We start from the raw sequence: 20,088 nt of genomic DNA, 5'->3' as shown, positions 1-20,088 counted from the left end.
ATAATTTAGAAAGGAAGCTTGCATGAATATCAATGCAACTCTTCTCGCCCAGACCATCATGTTCGTGCTGTTCGTGTGGTTCTGCATGAAGTTCGTCTGGACACCGATCGTCGCCGCGCTCGATGCGCGCAAGAAGCAGATTGCCGATGGTCTGGCCGATGCCGAACGCGCAAAGCAGGATCTCGAATTGGCCTCCAAGCGTTCCGCAGAGATCCTGCGTGAAGCCAAGGAAAAAGCTGGCGAGATCGTGGCTAACGGCGAAAAACGCGCAAGCGAGATCGTTGAAGAAGCCAAAGGACAGGCCAAGCTGGAAGGCGACCGCATCATCGCGGGGGCCAAGGCCGAGATCGATCAGGAAGTGTTCCGCGCCAAAGAGCAATTGCGTACGCAGGTATCTGCGATCGCACTGGCTGGCGCTGGCAAGATACTCGGTCGCGAGATCGATGCCAAGGCACACAACGATCTGCTCGATAAACTCGTTGCGGAAATCTGATCGCCATGTCTGAAGCCATCACCACTGCACGTCCTTATGCCCAAGCGGCATTCGATGAAGCGCAAAAATTGAATGCTCTGAAGTCGTGGTCGGAGATGCTGCTGTCTCTGGCCGAAGCGGTTGAAAATCCGGAAGTCCACGCTGTCATCACCAATCCCCGCGTAGCCAAGAAGCAGATAGAGGGCCTGGTGGAAGCGCTGATTGGCAGCGGTGCCAGCCAGCAACAGCGCAACTTCGTGCGTATTCTGGCTGACAACCAGCGTTTGCTGGAATTGACCGAGATCGCAGCCCTGTTTGAAGCGCTGAAAGCGGAAGCCGAAAAAACCGTCAATGTGGTTGTTGATGCAGCTTTTGAATTGTCCAGCGCACAACAAGACAAGATCGTCAGTTCGCTGAAAAAACGCATGGGTCGCGAGATCAAGTTGACCTGCAAGGTCAATAAGGAATTACTGGGGGGCGTCGTGATTCGCGCCGGAGACCAGGTTATCGACGGCTCCGCGCGCGCACGGCTCAATGAAATGGCTAACGCCCTGGCCTGATAAAGAATTATCAAGAATGAGGAAATCCAGATGAAGCTCAACCCTTCCGAAATTAGCAATCTGATTCGCAGTCGCATCGAGAATTTCGAAGCACTGACCCAAGCGCGCACTGAAGGTACGGTGGTCAGCGTAACCGACGGTATCGTCCGAATTCACGGTCTGTCCGACGTGATGCAAGGCGAAATGTTGGAATTCCCGCGCAACACCTTTGGTTTGGCGCTCAACCTGGAGCGTGATTCCGTAGGCGCCGTGATTCTGGGTGAATATGAACACATCACCGAGGGCGACACCGTCAAATGTACAGGTCGCATTCTCGAAGTGCCGGTCGGCCCAGAACTGCGCGGTCGAGTAGTCAACGCTTTGGGACAACCCATCGACGGCAAGGGTCCGGTCAATGCCAAGATGACCGACAAGATCGAGAAAGTCGCTCCAGGCGTTATTGCACGTAAGTCTGTTGACCAACCCGTGCAAACCGGCTTGAAGTCCATCGACTCCATGGTTCCGGTCGGTCGCGGCCAACGCGAACTGATCATCGGCGACCGCCAGACCGGCAAGACTGCCGTTGCCGTTGACGCCATCATCAACCAGAAGGGTCAGAACATGACCTGTATCTACGTTGCTGTCGGCCAAAAGGCTTCGACCGTTGCCAACGTGGTGCGCAAACTGGAAGAGCACGGCGCGCTGGAATACACCATCGTCGTTGCAGCGACCGCTTCCGATTCCGCCGCTATGCAATTCCTGGCACCATACGCCGGCTGCACCATGGGCGAATACTTCCGCGATCGCGGCGAAGATGCACTGATCGTTTACGACGACCTGACCAAACAGGCTTGGGCGTATCGTCAGATATCCCTGCTGCTGCGCCGTCCACCGGGCCGTGAAGCTTACCCTGGCGACGTGTTCTACCTGCACTCTCGTCTGCTGGAACGTGCAGCTCGCGTGAACGCCGAGTACGTCGAAGCCTTCACCAAAGGTGCCGTCAAAGGCAAGACCGGTTCGCTGACCGCATTGCCGATCATCGAAACACAGGCTGGTGACGTGTCCGCATTCGTGCCGACCAACGTGATCTCCATTACCGACGGTCAGATATTCCTGGAAGCCGACCTGTTCAACGCCGGTATCCGTCCCGCGATCAACGCCGGTGTATCGGTGTCCCGCGTGGGTGGTGCAGCACAGACCAAAGTCATCAAGAAGCTCGGTGGCGGTGTGCGTCTGGCACTGGCCCAGTACCGCGAACTGGCAGCTTTCGCGCAGTTTGCTTCCGATCTCGATGAATCGACCCGCAAGCAACTGGAGCGCGGCCGTCTGGTGACTGAACTGATGAAGCAATTGCAGTATTCGCCTCTGTCCGTTTCCAAGATGGCTTCCACACTGTTTGCCGTGAACAAAGGCTACTTCGACGACGTTCCAGTTGCAAAGGCGCTGGCTTTCGAATCCGGCATGCATGCGCATCTGGGCTCCAAGAACAAGGAGCTGATGGACACGATCGAGTCGAGCAAAGACCTGTCCGCAGACAACGAAAAATTGCTGGCAGCTGCGATCGAAGCCTTCAAGGCAACTGCAGTCTACTAAGTCGAGGTGAGTTATGGCGGGCAGTAAAGAGATCCGCACCAAGATCAAGAGCGTAGAAAATACGCGCAAGATCACGCGTGCGATGGAAATGGTGGCGGCAGCGAAAATGCGCAAAGCGCAGGATCGCATGCGTGCCGCTCGCCCCTACGCCGAAAAAATCCGCAATGTTGCCGCACACTTGTCGCGCGCCAATCCGGAATACAGGCATGCATTTCTGGCCAAGCGAGACAGCGTCAAGAACGTAGGATTGATCGTCGTCACTTCGGACAAAGGCTTGTGCGGAGGGTTGAACACCAACGTGTTGCGCCTGGCGATACAGGAAATGAAAACCTGGGAAAGCCAGGGCAAAGGCCTTGTGGTTTGCCCGATCGGCAACAAGGGCTTCGGCTTCATGAATCGCATCGGCGCCAAGATCAAGTCGCACCTGACTGGCCTGGGCGACACACCGCATATCGAGAAATTGATCGGCGCAGTCAAAGCCATGCTGGATGCCTATGTTGCCGGCGAGATCGATGCGATCTACCTGAGCTACAACCACTTCGTCAACACGATGAAGCAGGAACCGCGCATGGAGCAATTGCTGCCGCTGAGTGGCGAACAGATGGGTACAGCGGAAGGCAACTGGGATTACATCTACGAGCCTGACGCGAAGAAAGTCATCGATGAATTGCTGCTGCGCTACATCGAATCCCTGGTGTATCAGGCCGTGGTCGAAAACATGGCATCCGAGCAAAGCTCGCGCATGGTGGCGATGAAAGCCGCTTCCGACAACGCGAAGAGCGTCATCGGCGAGCTTAAACTGGTTTACAACAAGGCGCGTCAGGCAGCGATCACCAAGGAAATTTCCGAGATCGTGGGCGGTGCAGCAGCAATTGGTTAGCGCAGTTTGAAGATCGGGCGAGGCTAATGTGAGCGTAGCGAACGTTATGACGAGACCAAATCTTCAAGGTGCGGCGGCAATCGGCTAACGATCTGCGGCAAAGAATTCAGAATTAATTTAGACGGGGAATCTTAAAATGAGTCAAGGAAAGATTGTTCAGTGTATCGGTGCCGTGGTCGACATCGAATTTCCGCGCGACAAAATGCCCAAGGTGTATGAAGCCTTGACATTGGCCGATGCGGGCAACTCCACAGCTGAAGCAGGTTTGACCTTCGAGGTCGAGCAGCAACTGGGCGACGGCGTTGTGCGTACCATTGCGATGGGTTCGTCCGACGGCCTGCGTCGCGGCATGGCAGTCAATGCCACCGGAAATCCGATCCAGGTGCCAGTTGGTACAGGCACACTGGGCCGCATCATGGACGTGCTGGGTCGCCCGATCGACGAAGTGGGCCCGATCAAGAGCGACGAGAAGCGCTCGATTCACCAGGCTGCGCCGAAGTTCGACGAACTGTCTCCCTCCGTTGACCTGCTCGAAACCGGCATCAAGGTGATCGACTTGGTTTGTCCGTTCGCCAAGGGCGGTAAAGTCGGTCTGTTCGGTGGCGCCGGTGTGGGCAAGACCGTGAACATGCTGGAACTGATCAACAACATCGCCAAGCAGCACTCCGGTCTGTCCGTGTTCGCCGGCGTGGGTGAGCGTACCCGCGAAGGTAACGACTTCTACCACGAAATGTCTGACGCAGGCGTTATCGACAAGGAAGACTTCACCAAGTCCAAAGTTGCGATGGTGTTCGGCCAGATGAACGAGCCGCCCGGCAACCGTCTGCGCGTAGCGCTTTCCGGTCTGACCATGGCGGAAAAATTCCGCGACGAAGGCCGCGACATCCTGTTCTTCGTGGACAACATCTACCGCTATACGCTGGCCGGTACCGAAGTGTCTGCGCTGCTGGGTCGTATGCCATCCGCCGTGGGTTACCAACCGACACTGGCTGAAGAAATGGGCCGTCTGCAAGAGCGTATTACCTCCACCAAGGTGGGTTCCATCACTTCCATCCAGGCCGTTTACGTTCCTGCGGATGACTTGACCGACCCGTCTCCCGCGACCACCTTCTTGCACCTGGACTCCACTGTTGTGTTGAGCCGTGACATTGCTTCGCTGGGTATCTACCCCGCCGTTGATCCGCTGGACTCCACTTCCCGCCAGCTCGACCCGCTGGTCGTGGGCGAAGAGCATTACAGCGTGGCCCGCAGCGTGCAGCAGACTCTGCAGCGCTACAAGGAATTGCGCGACATCATCGCGATTCTGGGTATGGACGAACTGGCACCGGAAGACAAATTGGCCGTGGCACGTGCTCGCAAGATCCAGCGCTTCCTGTCGCAACCATTCCACGTTGCCGAAGTGTTCACCGGCGCCCCTGGCAAGTACGTGACCCTGAAGGACACCATCAAGGGCTTCAAAGGTATCGTCAACGGCGAGTACGATCACCTGCCGGAGCAAGCGTTCTACATGGTGGGCGGCATCGAAGAAGCGGTCGAAAAGGCCAAGACGCTGCAATAACCAAAAGGAACAACCATGGCAATGACCGTACATGTGGACGTGGTGAGCGCCGAGGAGCAGATATTCTCCGGCGTCGCTGAAGTCGTCGTGGTTCCGGGCGAAATGGGTGAACTGGGTATCTACCCGGGTCACACCGCCCTGATGACTCGCATCAAACCTGGTGCTGTGCGCATCAAGCGTCCGGACCAGGAGCAGGAAGAACTGATCTACGTTTCCGGCGGCATGCTGGAAGTGCAGCCCAGCGTCGTGACCGTGCTGGCGGATACAGCAATTCGCGGGCACGATCTGGACGAGGCTCGTGCACTGGAGGCCAAGCAGGCGGCGGAGGAGGCGATCAAGAACCGCACTTCCGATATCGACTACGCGCAAGCGCAGGCCGAACTGGCAGAAGCGATCGCCCAACTGCGTGCGATCCAGCAACTGCGCAAACACACGCACTAGGCAAATAAAGCTCGGTATCAAACAAAAAGCAGCTTCGGCTGCTTTTTTGTTGCACGAACGATATACTGCGCCATCTTTGAAAAGCCCTGAATATGAGCCTTTTGAACATCGTCATCCTCGCTGCCGGCAAAGGCACGCGCATGTATTCCGACAAGCCCAAGGTACTGCACCAACTGGCAGGCAAACCGCTGGTGCAGCATGTACTGGATTGCGCGACATCGTTGAATCCGCAACAGGTCTGCCTGGTGTACGGACATGGCGGCGAAGCCGTGCTGGAGGCGTTGCAGCAGTATTCGGCAAAGTTCGTGATCCAGGAACCGCAACTCGGAACCGGACACGCGGTACAACAAGCGATGCCCTACCTGCATGACAGCAGTCGTACGCTGGTGCTATATGGCGATGTACCGTTGATCCAGCACAACACTTTGCATCAGATGCAGCAAGCGGGTGAAGGCCTGGTGCTGCTCACTGTAAACCTCGACAATCCAACTGGTTATGGGCGCATCGTGCGCGATGCGCAAGGCGATGTGTTGCGTATCGTCGAGGAAAAGGATGCGACGACAGAACAGCGCGAGATACGCGAAGTGAACACCGGCATCCTGCTGGCACCGACTGAAAAATTGCGTGCATGGCTGGCGAACCTGGGCAACAACAATGCACAAGGCGAGTATTACCTCACCGATATCGTCGCGATGGCTGTGCAGCAAGGGATAGCGGTGCATACCGTGCAAGCTGCGCATCACTGGGAAGTCGAGGGCATCAACAACAAGGTGCAACTCGCCGGGCTGGAGAGGATCTGGCAACAGACGTTGGCAGGCAAGCTGATGACACAGGGTGTGACGCTGGCCGATCCGGCACGCATAGACGTTCGCGGCACTCTGGTCTGCGGCCGTGACGTGGAGATCGACGTGGGGTGCATCTTCGAGGGCGAGGTGAAGCTGGGCGATCGCGTGCGCGTAGGTGCATACAGCATCATCCGTAATGCAATGGTTGCCCGGGATACACATATCGCTCCACACAGCCATATCGATGACAGTGAAATTGGCGCCAATTGCCGCATCGGCCCCTATGCCCGCCTGCGTCCCGGTACAAAATTGCATGACGATGCCCACGTGGGAAATTTCGTCGAGATCAAGAACAGCGAGATCGGCCAGGGCAGCAAGGCCAATCATCTGAGCTACATCGGCGACAGCACAGTGGGCAGCCGCGTCAATATCGGCGCAGGCACCATCACCTGCAACTATGACGGTGCCAACAAGTTTCGCACCGTCATCGAAGACGACGCGTTCATCGGCTCGGACACGCAACTTGTCGCCCCGGTAAAGGTGGGCAAAGGTGCGACCATCGGCGCGGGCTCGACCATAACCAGAGATGCGCCAGCAGGAGAGCTGACTCTTTCGCGCAGCAAACAGATGACCATCGCAGGCTGGAAACGGCCGCAAAAAGGAAAAAAATAACATGTGTGGAATCGTTGGTGCAGTCGCCAGGCGCAATGTAGTGCCGATCCTGCTGAACGGCTTGTCGCGGTTGGAATATCGCGGCTATGACTCCGCCGGCCTGGTGGTGGTACGGAATGGAAAGCTCGATCGCGTGCGCAGTACCGGGCGTGTGGCGGAGTTGGCAGTAAAGAGTGCAGAAACGACAGGGGAGCTTGGCATCGCACATACGCGCTGGGCCACGCACGGCGTGCCGAGCGAACGCAACGCCCATCCGCATATCAGCCGCAATCTCATATCGGTAGTACACAACGGCATCATCGAGAACTACGAAGAACTGCGTGCCGATCTGACAGCGCATGGCTACGAATTCACTTCGGACACCGACACCGAAGTCATCGCGCACCTGATCCACAGCCATTATGCGCAAGGCAGCCTGCTGGTCGCCACGCAAATGGCGCTGGCCCAATTGATCGGGGCTTACGCCATCGCTGTCGTGGCGGCAGACAATCCGCACCAGTTCATCGCGGCTCGCAAAGGCAGTCCGTTGCTGCTGGGTGTGGGGGACGGCGAACATTACGTTGCCTCCGACATGTCAGCGTTGCTGCAAGTCACCAGGAATGTGGTGTACCTGGAAGAGGGCGATGTAGTCGAAGTCGATCTTGCCAACTACCGCATCTTCGATGCACAAGGAACAGCAGTGCAGCGCCAGGTGCATGTCAGCGAACTCAACAACGATAGCGTGGAGCTGGGTGAATACCAGCACTACATGCAAAAAGAGATCCACGAACAGCCGCAAGCCCTGGCAGATACACTCGAATCAGTATGCAACAGCCAATCGTTGATTCCGGGGATCTTCGGTGCGGAAGCGAACGCCATCTTCCCGCAAGTGGAAAACATCCTCATCCTCGCCTGCGGCACCAGCAACCATGCGGGACAGGTGGCACGTTACTGGCTGGAAGAGATCGCGGGCATTCCCTGTAGCGTCGAAGTGGCCAGCGAATACCGCTACCGTACCAGTGTCGCCAATCCCAAGACCCTGATCGTCACCATATCGCAATCGGGGGAAACGGCAGACACGCTCGCTGCGCTGAACCATGCCAAAGTGACCGGTCACATGTTCACGCTGGCTATCTGCAACGTGCCGGAAAGCGCGATCGTGCGCCAATCCAAATTGCGCATGATGACCCGTGCCGGTCCCGAGATCGGCGTCGCCTCGACCAAGGCATTCACCACGCAACTCGCCGCCTTGTTCCTGCTGACCCTGGTGCTGGCCAAATTGCGCGGAAGGCTGGCTGCTGAACGCGAGCAACAATTCCTGCATGAACTGCGCCATTTGCCCAGCGCCGTGCAAAAAGTGCTGACACTGGAGCCGCAGATCGCGGAACTGTCCAGACACTTCGCCGACAAGCACAACGCGCTGTTTCTCGGGCGCGGACTGCATTACCCCATCGCACTGGAGGGTGCCCTCAAGCTCAAGGAAATATCCTATATCCATGCCGAAGCTTATCCCGCAGGTGAGTTGAAACATGGACCGCTGGCATTGGTGGACAAGGATATGCCGGTGGTCTCGGTTGCGCCGAACGATGCATTGCTGGAAAAATTGAAATCGAATCTGCAGGAAGTCCGTGCGCGCGGCGGCGAACTGTACGTTTTTGCCGACGCAAACACCCATATCAAGGAAGCCGATGGCGTCCACATCCTGCAAATGCCCGAACACGCAGGGTTTCTAAGCCCTATTCTGCATACCATCCCGCTGCAACTGTTGGCATATTACGTAGCATTGCAAAAGGGAACGGATGTAGATAAGCCACGCAATCTTGCCAAATCCGTCACGGTTGAGTGACGGATTCCCGCGCGGCTTGCGGTAAAGGCTCTTGTACCGGGAGGGCGAGCTTGCTCTGCAGGTTCAAGTCCCGAAAAGACAGCCGGAGCCACAAGCCCCGAAAGTTAAAGGCGAGCAAAACATCTATCCCACCATCTAGGAGAGAAAATGGCGGTCATCGCCGTGTTCAATCAAAAGGGCGGAGTGGGTAAAACCACCACCTGCTTGAACCTTGTCGCCGCGCTATCGATCGCGCAAAGGCACCCCATCGCTCTGGACATGGATCCGCAGGGTCACCTGAGCCTCGCTTCCGGACTGAAGAACGGCACAGTGCAATCCAAAAGCATGGCGGCCTTTTTCAAGGACAAAGTTCCGCTCGCCCAATTGCTCCATGACACTCCCGCAGGTTGGCAGATCATCCCTGCCACGCTGGAACTATCCAAGATCGACGCACTGTATGGCAGCGATCCGCAAGCCGCCAAGATGCTGAAACAAGGCCTGGCAGAAGAGCTGGCGCTCACGGGAGCTCCCATCATCATCGATTGCTGCCCGATGCTGGGTGTGCTCACCTTGAATGCTTTGCTGGCCTGTGACAGGGTACTGATTCCCGTGTCGGCGGATTTCCTGTCGCAGCACGGCGTAAATCGGCTGGATTCCGCGCTCAACGTGCTGGAAAGAAAATTGCAGCGCAAATTCGAGCGCCGCATTGTGGTCACACGCTTCGATTCGCGCCGCAAGCTTTCTTACGATATCTACGACAAACTCAAACAACGATATGGTGATCTGGTGTGCAAGACACGCATCGGCGAGACAGTCGCCTTGGCGACCAGTCCGATGCATGGACTGGATGTGTTCGCATTCGCCCCGCAAAGTCCCGGTGCTGCAGATTACAAGTTGCTGACGATGGAGCTGATGGAAAGCGGGTTCGTCTAGGCGAAGTAGGTATAGACGGCGAACAGCAGCGCTGTTCCCAACAAAAGCGCAATGGCCGACAACCAGGCATTGCGTTTTTTTTGTTGCACCAGCAATTCGCGCAACACCGGTGAGACTTGGGCAGCAACATCAACGCTCAGGCGCTGGTGCAACAAACGCGGCAATTGCGGCAGCAAGGTCGCATAACGCGGCATCTCGGTACGCAACGCCTTGATGAAGCCACGCCAGCCGACTTGTTCGCTCATCCAGCGTTCCAGCCAGGGCTTGGCCGTCTTCCACAGGTCGAGCTCGGGGTCGAGTTGCAGACCCAGACCCTCGATATTGAGCAGGGTCTTTTGCAGCAGCACCAGTTGCGGCTGGATCTCGATGCCGAAACGGCGCGAGGTCTGGAACAGGCGCAGCAACACCTTGCCGAAAGAGACTTCGCGCAACGGCTTGTCGAAGATAGGCTCGCACACCGAGCGGATCGCAGCTTCGAATTCATCCACACGGGTATCGGCGGGCGCCCAGCCTGATTCGATATGCAACTCGGCGACACGTTTGTAATCGCGGTTGAAGAAGGCGATGAAATTCTGTGCCAAATAGTTCTTGTCGGTATCGGTGAGCGTGCCCATGATGCCGAAATCCAGCGCCACGTAACGCCCATCGTGTGCCACCAGGATATTGCCAGGATGCATGTCGGCGTGGAAAAAACCGTCGCGGAAGACCTGCGTATAGAAGATCTCGACCCCGTCTGCAGCCAGTTTGGAAAGGTTGATGCCGGCTTCGCGCAAGGCAGCGATCTGGCTGATGGGGATGCCGTGCATGCGCTCCATCACCATCACCTTCTCGGAACACCAATCCCAATAGACCTCGGGCACCAGCAACAACCTGGCATCGGCAAAATTGCGCCGCAGTTGGCTGGCATTGGCCGACTCGCGCATCATGTCGAGTTCGTCATGCAGGTATTTCTCGAACTCGGCGACCACCAGTTTAGGCTTCAGGCGCTTGCCATCCTCCCACCAGCGCTCGATCAACCCGGCACAGATCTGCAGCAACGCCACATCATGGTCGATGACACGGGCGATGCCGGGGCGCAGGATCTTCACAGCCACATCGCGCCCATCCGGCAGCTCGGCGAAATGCACTTGCGCAACCGAGGCGCTTGCGACGGGTGTTTCATCGAACTCGGCAAAAACATCATTTAACGGTTTGCCAAAAGCCTCTTCCAGCAAGGCGACCGCCGTTGCGGAAGGGAAGGGCGGGACCTGGTCCTGCAACTTGGCCAGTTCGTCGGCGATATCGGTAGGGATCAGATCGCGGCGCGTGGAAAGCATCTGACCGAACTTGACGAAGATCGGCCCCAGCGTCTCCAGCGCCAGACGCAAACGCTCGGCGCGCGGTCGCGAAACATCACGGAAGAACAACAGCCAGTTGAGCGGGCGCAGCATCCAGCTCGTGCGTTCATGCGCCAGCAGAAATTCGTCCAGGCCGAATCGCAGAACGACGAAGATGATCTTGAGTAAACGGAAAAAACGCATTTACGAAAATTCAAATTAAAAGGGCATGGCGAATCACGCCATGCCCGCTAGTTTACTGTACTTTACAGTCAAACCTGCTGGATTCCGGCTAACAGCCAAACGGATTTGTCGTCCTTCAGATTCTTCTGCACATGCCAGATCTCGTCGAAGGATTCCGGTGTGCCGTTGTTCTCGCGCAACTGGCCGCTCATGCGCACGCTGGCGATGGCATAGTCGTTCTCGGTCACGACTTCCAGCAGGTCAGCGTTGACGACATCAACATCGGTCTTCTGCGGTGCGTCGCCGCGCTCGCGGATCTGCATGGAAACCTCGGCGAACATCTCGGGTGTGGTGTATTCGCGGATATCGTCCAGGTCCTTGCGGTCGTTCGCCGCCTGCAGGCGGATGAACGAGGTCTTGGCGCTGCGCAGGAAACTCTCCACCGGGAAATCGGTCGGTATGCCGGCCGCGGCAACGGGCGCATAGCCGCCGTAAGCCTGGGCTGGCTCCTGTGTGCCGCCATACGGTGCAGCGGCCCCGGCATATTGCATCGCCGGTTCCTGTTTGCGGCGGAACATCGAGATCAGCATCATCACGGCAAATACGCCCAGCATGATCATCAGGAAGGAACCCATGCCTTCCCCCATGCCGAAGTGCGCGAACAAGGCACCCAGGCCAGCGCCGATGGCCAGACCGGCCAAGGGGCCCAGCCACCTGTTTCCGGCAGGCTGGGGGGCAGCCTGCTGGCCCGGTGTGGCGGGTGCAGGTGCAGCGGCGGGAGTTCTTTGCACCGGGGCGCTCATCGTGCGCTGTTTGCCGAAGCTGCCGCCACCGCCGAAACGACGGGCTTCAGCACTGGTGGCAAGCAGGGAAAGACAGGTCAAAACGATAGTCAGCAAGATGGTGAAACGTTTCATTTGATTCCTTCAAGTGTGTTCAAAACAACGACCAGAGAGTATAGCAGTTGAGACCGGATTGCCCCTCCATGACTTGCGGAGGACTGTCCTGAATGAGGCACCGATTAGAATGGGGCCGCAGAAACAAAGTTCAATGGTTCACTGCTAAAAGGGTGGGCAAAGCTCAGCCAACTGGCATGCAACAGCAAACGCGGCGCACTGGATTCATCGCCATACAGCGCGTCACCAAGGATAGGATGGCCGATGGCTGCCATGTGTACGCGTAGTTGATGGGTACGGCCGGTAAAGGGTTCCAGTTCGACGCGACTGGCAGAAACATCGAGTTCCAGCAGGCGATAGCGTGTAAGCGAGGGCTTGCCCAACTCGGAGTCGATCTTGCGCAGCGGCCGCTTCGGCCAATCGGCGGCAATTGGCAGGTCGACCTCGCCAGTTTCTGGCTCTAGCCTGCCAGCAACCACCGCGACATAGCGCTTTCCCACCTCGCGGTCACGGAACATGTTCGACAGGCGGCTTTGCATCCTGGCGCCGCGCGCGAAAACCATCAGGCCGGAAGTAGCCATATCCAGGCGATGAACCACCAGCGCATCGGGGAATTGCAGTTGCAGGCGCGCGGAAAGGCAATCCTGCTTGTCCGCGCCACGACCGGGCACGGCCAGCAAACCGGCGGGTTTGTTCACCAGCAGCAGATAGTCATCCTGATAGATCAGCTCGATAGCGTTATTGCTGCTCATCGCCTGTAGCAGGCATACCGGCGGGTTGATTGAGCGGAGTCTTCTTTGGCCGGTTCTTGCTGGGATCGGCAAAGCGGAAACGTCCGAACAGCACACAGCCCTTCATGCCCATGTCGCACGGGATATCGTTCACGCGCTGGCATTTGCCATCGACCTCGTGCGGACAACCCCAGCCACCCATATTTTTAACCCCACCAATACACTAAAGTACCGTTCGCCCTGAGCTTGTCGAAGGGTGAACGAATCAAGCCTTCTTCACAAACTCGGTCTTCAACTGCATCGGCCCGATGCCGTCGATCTTGCAATCGATGTCATGGTCGCCATCCACCAGGCGGATGTTCTTCACCTTGGTGCCCACCTTCACCACCGAAGATGAACCCTTGACCTTCAGGTCCTTGATCACCGTGACTGAATCGCCGTCCTGCAACACGTTGCCGAAGGCATCCTTGAACACCTTGGCCTGCTCGCCAGTTTCGGCCGGTGCGTCCTTCGGCCATTCATGCGCGCACTCCGGGCAGACATAGTTGGCACCGTCTTCATAGGTGTATTCAGAACTGCATTTGGGGCATTTGGGCAGACTGCTCATGGTATTTCCTGTGGTTGGTTAATAGTAATCGTCTTCGCGCTGGTGGCGCACGGCAAGGATGGTCACGATCTCATTGCCCTCGATCTCAAACAGCGCAACGTATCCCGCAGACCCGAAGGAAATCACCATTTCGCGCAACAGCGGGTTATCGGGAATCGCCTTGCGACACGTGAACGGAAACTGCTGCAATAGCTTGATGCTTTCGGCGATGGCTTTGCGTGCCTGCTGCGCGGGCCGCAGGTCACGCTCGGCCAGAAAGGTAAAAAGTCGTCTCAGGTCTTCTCTTGCCGCCTCGGTGTAGCGAACCTTGTAGCTCACTTGCCCGCTTTCGCCTTTGCCTTGGCAAGCATGTCATCCAGTTCCTGCAATACTTCATCCGGCGAGATGTACACGCCGCTCTTCCTGGCCGCATCGCCGGAGGCCAAGCCGCGCGCAATGAATTCCTGCTGATTACGGCGCATCGTCACGTTGCGGCGCAACGAATCTTCGACAAAGGCGGAAAGCGTCTCGCCCGGACGCAACATCTCTTCGGCGGCCTGTCTCAGCTCCGGCGCAACGCGCAGAGCGGGCATGGTGGCGGTCTTCATGGAACACCTCGTGCATTACAAATGTGATGCACATCATCGCTGAAGTCAGAAGGAGATGCAAGAGCGGGGTTTGCAGGGTGGAAGGAGAAAGGTTCAACCGAGAAGTAGATGGCTAAGCGTGTCTACAGCTTATACCCCCGATGCACCGCCACCACCCCGCCCGTCATGTTGAAATATTCGACGCGCTCCAGCCCAGCTTCTTCCATCATCTTCTTCAGTTCTTCCTGCCCCGGATGCATGCGGATGGATTCGGCGAGGTAGCGGTAGCTGTCGGCGTCGTTGGCGATGATCTCACCCATCTTGGGTAGCAGCTTGAAGGAGTAGAGGTCGTAGGCCTTTTCCAGCGGTTTGGCCACCTTGGAGAATTCCAGCACGATCACGCGTCCGCCGGGCTTGAGCACACGCTTCATCTCGCGCAGCGCGGCATCCTTGTGGGTGACGTTGCGCAGGCCGAAGGCGATGCTCACGCAGTCGAAATAGTTGTCGGGGAAAGGCAGGCGCTCGGCGTCGCACTGTGCGGTGGGCGTGGTCTTGCCTTCGTCCAGCAAGCGGTCGCGCCCAACGCGCAGCATGGCGTTGTTGATGTCGGTGAGCACCACCTGGCCGCTGCTGCCGACCTTCTTCAGGAACAGCCTGGTCAGGTCGCCCGAGCCGCCGGCCACATCCAGCACGCGCTGGCCTTCGTGCACGTTCGCAAGACCGACCGCGAAAGGCTTCCAGATGCGGTGCAGGCCAACCGACATCAGGTCGTTCATGATGTCGTATTTGCTGGCGACGGAGGTGAACACGCCGGCGACCTTCCTGGCCTTTTCGTTCTCGTCTACGGTCTGAAAACCGAAATGGGTGTTTGCCATGATGATGCTCCTGTATTTTTACTCCCTCTCCCACCGGGAGAGGGCCGGGGTGAGGGCGGCCCGTTGCAGATTCCCCCTCACCCTACCCCTCTCCCAGGGGGAGAGGGAACTGCGGGTGTTTATTTATCGCGGCTCTCACCAGCTGCTTCCAGCTTGGTCAGGTAATCGTGCCACATGGCATCGTGATATTTGCCCAGCTCGTGCAGGTATTCCCAGGTGTAGAGCCCGCTGTCGTGGCCGTCGTCGAACACCAGTTTGATGGCATAGCTGCCGGCAGGTTCGATTTCAGTAAGCATCACGTTGCGCTTGCCGACCTGCAATGTCTCCTGTCCCGGGCCGTGGCCGCGCACTTCGGCGGAAGGCGAGTACACGCGCAGGAACTCGAACGGCAGCTTGTAGCGTGTGCCGTCGTCGAAGGCGATCTCCAGCACTTTGGATTGTTGATGCAGGGTGATTTCGGTAGGTGTCATAGCGATCTTATCTTTTTCAGTAATGCGGTGGTGGAACGTTCATGCAGGAAGGTGATGCTGTGCACGGTGCCACCCCAGATCTTCACTTCCTTGCTGCCGACGATGTTCTCCGGCTTCCAGTCGCCGCCCTTCACCAGCACGTCCGGCTTGCAGGCGAGAATGAGGTTGAGCGGCGTGTCTTCGTCGAACTTGACTACCAGGCTCACCGATTCCAGCGCGGCCAGCACCGCCATGCGATCCTGTTCGGCATTGATCGGGCGGTCGTCGCCCTTGCCTTGGCGCTTCACCGAGGCATCGCTGTTGACGCCGACAATGAGCGAGAAGCCGAGCGCGCGGGCCTGGGCCAGGTAAGTGACGTGGCCGCGATGCAGCACATCGAAACAGCCGTTGGTGAACACCAGCGGCCGCGGCAGCAGCGCGACTTTCGCGGCGAGCAGGTCAGCCGTGCAGATCTTGTCTTCGAAGCTGGGAGCAGGGTATTTCACTAGTCGATGTATTCGAAGACGCGGACGACTTTTTGTACGCCGCGCGTGGTGCTGGCGATGTCGGAGGCGGCGTCTGCTTCGGCGCGTGTCACCAGGCCCATCAGATAGACCACGCTGTTCTCGGTGACGACCTTGACCTGGTCGGCCTTGAGCACAGGGCTTTTGACGAAGCGCATCTTCACGCTGCCGGTGATGCGCGAATCGCTGCTGTTGGAACTGTTGGCGGAAACGTTGCCGATATCCAGTTCGTTGGCGATGCCTTTGACATTGGGGATGCTGCCGATGATGCGCTCGATATCCATCTTGGCTTCTTCGGTCGCCGCGGTGCCGGTGACGAGGGCGAAGCGGTTATAGGAGGTTACACTCACATGTGCGGTGTCCTTGTATTTTTCCTCGATGCGTTTCTGCGCCTTGCTCTCGATGGTGTCGTCCTCGACCATTGCGCCTGTGCTGCGGCGGTCGGTGGTTGTCATTATCGCCCCTACACCCGCACCGGCAGCGACGACCGGTGCGACGCAACCTTGCAGCGAAAGCAGTGCAGCAACCAGGATCAAAATCGGATAACGCATCACTCTCCTCCCAGAATCAGATGGTCGATGGCATCGCACAGGCAGTGCAACGCAAGCAGGTGCACTTCCTGGATACGCGCCGTGCTCTTGGCCGGAACGCAGATGTGGAAGTCCGTCGGTTTCAAAATGGAGGCCATCACGCCGCCTTCGCGCCCGGTCAGCGCCACCACCGGCATGTTGCGCTCATGCGCAGCCTGCACGGCTTCCACGACACTGGGCGAATTGCCGCTGGTGGAGATGGCGAGCAGCACGTCGCCGTCCATACCCAGCGCGCGAACCTGTTTGGAAAAGATCTGCACGTAATCGTAATCGTTGGCGATCGAAGTCAGTACCGAGCTGTCGGTGGTCAGCGCGATGGCGGCCAGTCCGGGGCGCTCGACCTCGAAGCGGTTGATGAGTTCGGCGGCGAAGTGCTGCGAATCGGCGGCCGAGCCGCCGTTGCCGCAGACCAGTATCTTGCCGTCGTTCATCAGGCAGGTGACCATGGCCTGTGCGGCGTCGGCGATGGGCTGGGCAAGCACCTTCTTGCTTTGCAGCTTGAGCTGCGCGCTGTCTTCGAAATGCTTGCCGATGCGTGTAGTCAGAGTCATAGAGCGGAAATGAAGTGGATGACAGATGTGAATATTACCCTAAAGCTCAAAAGCATTTTTGACCCACTCGATGTTGTCCGCGGCATCCAGCAGCACAGCATCGAAACGGCAGGGCGGCAGGCGCGGCATTGAGGCCAGGTAATGCTGGGCGGCCAGGATGAGGCGCTGCTGTTTGTGCCGGTCTATGCTGGCCGCCGCACCGCCGAAATCGTTGCGGCTGCGCTGGCGCACCTCGGCGAAGACCAGGGTCTCTCCATCGCGCAGGATCAGGTCGATCTCGCCGAAGCGGCAGCGATAATTCGACTGCACCAGCGCCAAACCGTGACGCCGCAAATGTTCGGCGGCGATCAGTTCGGCCCTGGCGCCCGGTTTCATCAGTGCGACTTGCTGTCCAGCGGAACGCCCAGTCCTTGTCTCATGATGGCAAAGATGGCCTCGCGCTGGAAGGTATGACCGGTCAGCGTGATCTTGCCGGTGACGCCGTCCAGAGGGAGCGCTGTCGTCTCTTTGTGGTCCATGAGCAGCTGCAGCAGGCGGTAGGAGTCGATGCCGAGGGCATACAGGCGCTCCAGTTCCGGTGGCAACGGCGGAGTGACATGCGGATAGATCATCACGGCGGGATGGTCGGGCTGCAGCATCCACGGCATGTCGAAAAAGCGCACATCGGACAGGTCGTAGTTGGTCAGCGTGCGGTTGTTACCCGAGAATATCTGCGAGGTCGAATAGACAGGCAATTCGGCAGTGATGTATGGGCGCAACAGGCGCGCCTGGCTGGCTTCGGCGGCGATGAACACTGAATCGCCCGGATCCTGCGGCAGCTCTTTCAATGCGGTCGGGTCGCCGGTATAGACGATCTCAGGCTTGAGGATGCCGCCCTCGCGTTGCCATTCGTCGGAGAATGCCTGTGCCAGGCGCTTGGAGAACGCAGTGTCGGTCCTCACGACGGTGGCGCTGAGCAATCCGGCGGCCGTGGCGCGCTGGGCTGCCTGGCGCGCTTCGGCTTCACCGGGCAGGCCGAAGAAATACAGATTGTCGGTGCGAGCATCGTTATCCGCCAGATTCATCGCCAGTGTCGGTGTGGTCAATGGGCCAGTCGCTGCCAGTGCGGCGACACCGTTGCGGGTGAGCGGGCCGGCTACGGCGACCGCGCCAGCGCGTATCGCCTGCTGATACAGGCCAACGATCTCGGAGTTAGTATCGCTATAGGGATAGACGCGCACGGGAAGGCCGTTCGCTTCCTTGTTGGCAGCCGCGAGGAAACCTTGCTGTACGGCATCGGCAGCCTTGGCAAAGATCGGAGAATTCAAGGGCAGCAACAGGGCGATATGCGGTGGCCCCGGGATCACTGCAGGCAGGACTGTCGACTGCAGCGGTGCAGGTGCGGGAACCGCTTCCGTGACCACGGGCGGTTGTGCAGCAGGCGGAGGCGTCACGGGTGCCTGGGTGACAGGAGCCTGGGCAGGCGCGGGCGCTGGTGCGCTGGGCGCAGTCGGCGGAGTGGCGCAGCCAAATATGCTCACGTATAGTGCGGCGACAAACAACCAGCGTAACCAACCAGACCTAGAGGCGACAGTTTGCATATCAAGCCCAAACAAAAATTAGAGTGCGCATTATATGTAGTCGCCACCCCGATTGGAAATCTAAGTGACATCACCCTGCGCGCGCTGGAAACGCTGGGAGCGGCCGATACCATCGCCGCAGAAGATACCCGCAATACCAAACATTTGCTGCAACATCATGGGATTGGCGATGCCCGGTTGCTGGCGTTGCACCAGCACAACGAACGCGGCGCTGCGGAAAAGGTGATCAGCCTGTTGCAACAGGGACAAAGCGTGGCGCTGGTGACGGATGCCGGCACGCCGGCAGTGAGCGATCCCGGTGCGGTGCTGGTAGGGCTCGTGCGCGAAGCGGGCTTCCGCGTGATCCCTGTTCCGGGAGCGAGTGCCGCAGTCACTGCGCTGTCCGCATCCGGCCTGAGTGCGCCGCATTTTCTGTTTTACGGTTTTTTGCCGAACAAATCCGCCGCCCGGTGCGGCGTGCTGCAGGGGCTGGCCGGGCATCCATACACGCTGGTGTTCTACGAAGCGCCGCATCGCATCCTGGAGTGTACCGAAGACCTGCATGCAGTGTTCGGCGATGAACGCGAGATCGTGTTTGCCCGCGAGATCACCAAGTTGTTCGAGAGCATCCATCGCTGCAAACTCGCCGATGCGATGGAGTGGCTGAACAGCGACCCGAACAACCAGCGCGGCGAATTCGTGTTGCTGGTTTCCGGCGCACCGGAAAGGGCAGCCGGTCTGGATGCGGCCACCGAACGCACACTGGCCATATTGCTGGAAGAGCTGCCGCTGAAACAGGCGGTGCAACTGGCAGTGAAGGTCACGGGCGCAAACAAGAACGAGCTGTACCAGCGGGCATTGCAGCTCAAGTCCGGCGCAGAATAATCGACCTGTTGGCGAGGTTGCCATTCGTGGCCTGAGTGGTTACGCTGAATGTTCCAATAATCTAGAGAGGGAATTTCATGGCGAAAGTGGTCGTGATCTATCACAGCGGATATGGACATACAGCAAGACAGGCGCAAGCCGTGGCAACGGGGGCCAACGCGATACTCATGGCGATCAGCTCCGAAGGCAACCTGAGCGAGGCCGAATGGGCCACGCTGGATGCGGCGGATGCCATCATCATGGGCTCGCCGACCTACATGGGCATGGTCAGCTGGCAGTTCAAGAAATTCGCCGATGCCTCGTCCAAGCCGTGGTCCTCGCAGAAATGGAAGAACAAGATCGCCGCCGGCTTCACCAATTCCGCCACCATGAACGGCGACAAGCTTTCCACCCTGCATTACATCTTCACTCTCGCCATGCAGCACGGCATGATCTGGGTCGGCACCGGCATGCTGCCCTCCAACAGCAAGACCGCACAGCGCAATGACGTGAACTATGTCGGTTCGTTCTGCGGCGCGATGTCGGTCTCTCCTTCCGACGCTTCGCCGGACGAGATGCTGCCCGGCGATCTGGAGACGGCCAGGCAGTTCGGCAAGCGCGTGGCGGAAGCTGCGGCACAGTGGGTCGCGGGCCGCAATTAGTTTCCCGCTTCAATCACATGCCCTGCCAACTGTTAGAA

At 58.3% G+C, this 20,088-nt stretch carries 25 protein-coding genes; 11 read left to right on the top strand and 14 right to left on the bottom strand.

All coding sequences use genetic code 11. The features are described from left to right. The first annotated feature begins 22 nt into the window (after positions 1-22). The 9 genes from SLIT_RS14890 (at position 23) to SLIT_RS14850 (ending at position 9,677) form a co-directional block, all read left to right on the top strand. The gene (locus SLIT_RS14890) at positions 23-493 is read left to right on the top strand and encodes a F0F1 ATP synthase subunit B (protein WP_013031106.1); all 471 of its coding nucleotides are present in this window, start codon (positions 23-25) and stop codon (positions 491-493) included. Between the two features lie 5 nt (positions 494-498). Then, positions 499-1,032 carry a F0F1 ATP synthase subunit delta gene (locus tag SLIT_RS14885; RefSeq protein ID WP_013031105.1) on the top strand — a complete coding sequence of 178 codons (534 nt, stop codon included), beginning with the start codon at positions 499-501 and terminating at the stop codon, positions 1,030-1,032. A 30-nt stretch (positions 1,033-1,062) separates the two neighbouring features. Then, on the top strand, positions 1,063-2,604 hold the full coding sequence (gene atpA, locus SLIT_RS14880) for a F0F1 ATP synthase subunit alpha (RefSeq protein WP_013031104.1): 1,542 nt from the start codon (positions 1,063-1,065) through the stop codon (positions 2,602-2,604). Positions 2,605-2,617: 13 nt separating this feature from the next. Next, entirely contained in the window at positions 2,618-3,484 is an 867-nt protein-coding gene (gene atpG, locus SLIT_RS14875; RefSeq protein ID WP_013031103.1) for a F0F1 ATP synthase subunit gamma, read from the top strand. Positions 3,485-3,620: 136 nt separating this feature from the next. Continuing rightward, positions 3,621-5,042, top strand: a complete 1,422-nt coding sequence (gene atpD, locus SLIT_RS14870) for a F0F1 ATP synthase subunit beta (RefSeq protein ID WP_013031102.1) — start codon at positions 3,621-3,623, stop codon at positions 5,040-5,042. A 15-nt stretch (positions 5,043-5,057) separates the two neighbouring features. Beyond that, entirely contained in the window at positions 5,058-5,483 is a 426-nt protein-coding gene (locus tag SLIT_RS14865; RefSeq protein ID WP_013031101.1) for a F0F1 ATP synthase subunit epsilon, read from the top strand. Between the two features lie 92 nt (positions 5,484-5,575). Further along, positions 5,576-6,940, top strand: a complete 1,365-nt coding sequence (glmU, locus tag SLIT_RS14860; protein ID WP_013031100.1) for a bifunctional UDP-N-acetylglucosamine diphosphorylase/glucosamine-1-phosphate N-acetyltransferase GlmU — start codon at positions 5,576-5,578, stop codon at positions 6,938-6,940. A gap of 1 nt (position 6,941) precedes the next feature. Then, positions 6,942-8,765 (top strand): glutamine--fructose-6-phosphate transaminase (isomerizing), encoded by a 1,824-nt coding sequence (gene glmS, locus SLIT_RS14855; RefSeq protein ID WP_013031099.1) that lies wholly within the window; start codon positions 6,942-6,944, stop codon positions 8,763-8,765. Positions 8,766-8,912: 147 nt separating this feature from the next. Continuing rightward, positions 8,913-9,677, top strand: coding sequence for a ParA family protein (locus SLIT_RS14850; protein WP_013031098.1), 765 nt, complete (start codon positions 8,913-8,915; stop codon positions 9,675-9,677). Here the strand turns inward: SLIT_RS14850 and ubiB are convergent. The 14 genes from ubiB to SLIT_RS14780 all read right to left on the bottom strand — a co-directional run bounded on the left by ubiB (position 9,674) and on the right by SLIT_RS14780 (position 18,485). Further along, on the bottom strand, positions 9,674-11,197 hold the full coding sequence (gene ubiB / locus SLIT_RS14845; protein WP_013031097.1) for a ubiquinone biosynthesis regulatory protein kinase UbiB: 1,524 nt from the start codon (positions 11,195-11,197) through the stop codon (positions 9,674-9,676). The two genes, SLIT_RS14850 and ubiB, sit on opposite strands and share 4 nt — an antisense overlap. 68 nt (positions 11,198-11,265) lie before the next feature. Further along, positions 11,266-12,093 carry a Tim44 domain-containing protein gene (locus SLIT_RS14840; RefSeq protein ID WP_013031096.1) on the bottom strand — a complete coding sequence of 276 codons (828 nt, stop codon included), beginning with the start codon at positions 12,091-12,093 and terminating at the stop codon, positions 11,266-11,268. A gap of 104 nt (positions 12,094-12,197) precedes the next feature. After that, positions 12,198-12,824, bottom strand: a complete 627-nt coding sequence (locus tag SLIT_RS14835; RefSeq protein ID WP_013031095.1) for an RluA family pseudouridine synthase — start codon at positions 12,822-12,824, stop codon at positions 12,198-12,200. Beyond that, a complete protein-coding gene (locus SLIT_RS14830) occupies positions 12,811-13,005 on the bottom strand; it encodes a hypothetical protein (RefSeq protein ID WP_013031094.1) in 195 nt (64 codons plus the stop codon). The genes SLIT_RS14835 and SLIT_RS14830 overlap by 14 nt, the downstream gene beginning before the upstream one ends. A 63-nt stretch (positions 13,006-13,068) precedes the next feature. Continuing rightward, complete coding sequence (locus tag SLIT_RS14825) at positions 13,069-13,410, bottom strand: zinc ribbon domain-containing protein YjdM (RefSeq protein WP_013031093.1); 342 nt, start codon at positions 13,408-13,410, stop codon at positions 13,069-13,071. Positions 13,411-13,428: 18 nt separating this feature from the next. Next, positions 13,429-13,728: a type II toxin-antitoxin system RelE/ParE family toxin gene (locus tag SLIT_RS14820; RefSeq protein WP_013031092.1), complete on the bottom strand. Its 300-nt coding sequence runs from the start codon at positions 13,726-13,728 to the stop codon at positions 13,429-13,431. Beyond that, positions 13,725-13,997 carry a YlcI/YnfO family protein gene (locus tag SLIT_RS14815; RefSeq protein WP_013031091.1) on the bottom strand — a complete coding sequence of 91 codons (273 nt, stop codon included), beginning with the start codon at positions 13,995-13,997 and terminating at the stop codon, positions 13,725-13,727. Before SLIT_RS14815 ends, SLIT_RS14820 begins: the two co-directional genes overlap by 4 nt. 122 nt (positions 13,998-14,119) lie before the next feature. Then, the gene (ubiE, locus tag SLIT_RS14810; protein ID WP_150103023.1) at positions 14,120-14,854 is read right to left on the bottom strand and encodes a bifunctional demethylmenaquinone methyltransferase/2-methoxy-6-polyprenyl-1,4-benzoquinol methylase UbiE; all 735 of its coding nucleotides are present in this window, start codon (positions 14,852-14,854) and stop codon (positions 14,120-14,122) included. Between the two features lie 116 nt (positions 14,855-14,970). Then, positions 14,971-15,321 carry a gamma-butyrobetaine hydroxylase family protein gene (locus SLIT_RS14805; RefSeq protein WP_013031089.1) on the bottom strand — a complete coding sequence of 117 codons (351 nt, stop codon included), beginning with the start codon at positions 15,319-15,321 and terminating at the stop codon, positions 14,971-14,973. Further along, the gene (gene rfaE2 / locus SLIT_RS14800) at positions 15,318-15,806 is read right to left on the bottom strand and encodes a D-glycero-beta-D-manno-heptose 1-phosphate adenylyltransferase (protein WP_013031088.1); all 489 of its coding nucleotides are present in this window, start codon (positions 15,804-15,806) and stop codon (positions 15,318-15,320) included. The genes SLIT_RS14805 and rfaE2 overlap by 4 nt, the downstream gene beginning before the upstream one ends. After that, complete coding sequence (locus tag SLIT_RS14795; protein ID WP_013031087.1) at positions 15,806-16,375, bottom strand: BON domain-containing protein; 570 nt, start codon at positions 16,373-16,375, stop codon at positions 15,806-15,808. The genes rfaE2 and SLIT_RS14795 overlap by 1 nt, the downstream gene beginning before the upstream one ends. Next, positions 16,375-16,965 (bottom strand): phosphoheptose isomerase, encoded by a 591-nt coding sequence (locus tag SLIT_RS14790; RefSeq protein ID WP_013031086.1) that lies wholly within the window; start codon positions 16,963-16,965, stop codon positions 16,375-16,377. The genes SLIT_RS14795 and SLIT_RS14790 overlap by 1 nt, the downstream gene beginning before the upstream one ends. A 39-nt stretch (positions 16,966-17,004) precedes the next feature. After that, positions 17,005-17,340, bottom strand: a complete 336-nt coding sequence (locus SLIT_RS14785; protein WP_013031085.1) for a YraN family protein — start codon at positions 17,338-17,340, stop codon at positions 17,005-17,007. After that, complete coding sequence (locus tag SLIT_RS14780; RefSeq protein ID WP_190272141.1) at positions 17,340-18,485, bottom strand: penicillin-binding protein activator; 1,146 nt, start codon at positions 18,483-18,485, stop codon at positions 17,340-17,342. The genes SLIT_RS14785 and SLIT_RS14780 overlap by 1 nt, the downstream gene beginning before the upstream one ends. Before the next feature lie 54 nt (positions 18,486-18,539). Here SLIT_RS14780 and rsmI point away from each other — a divergent pair, with 54 nt between their 5' ends. Beyond that, positions 18,540-19,409, top strand: coding sequence for a 16S rRNA (cytidine(1402)-2'-O)-methyltransferase (gene rsmI / locus SLIT_RS14775; RefSeq protein WP_013031083.1), 870 nt, complete (start codon positions 18,540-18,542; stop codon positions 19,407-19,409). 77 nt (positions 19,410-19,486) lie between these two features. Further along, complete coding sequence (locus SLIT_RS14770) at positions 19,487-20,050, top strand: flavodoxin family protein (RefSeq protein ID WP_013031082.1); 564 nt, start codon at positions 19,487-19,489, stop codon at positions 20,048-20,050. Positions 20,051-20,088 lie beyond the last annotated feature (38 nt).

Source organism: Sideroxydans lithotrophicus ES-1 (assembly GCF_000025705.1).
Classification (GTDB): domain Bacteria; phylum Pseudomonadota; class Gammaproteobacteria; order Burkholderiales; family Gallionellaceae; genus Sideroxyarcus; species Sideroxyarcus lithotrophicus.
The sequence above is the reverse complement of the archived record's forward strand: the minus strand, read 5'-3'. Positions and strand labels throughout refer to the sequence as shown.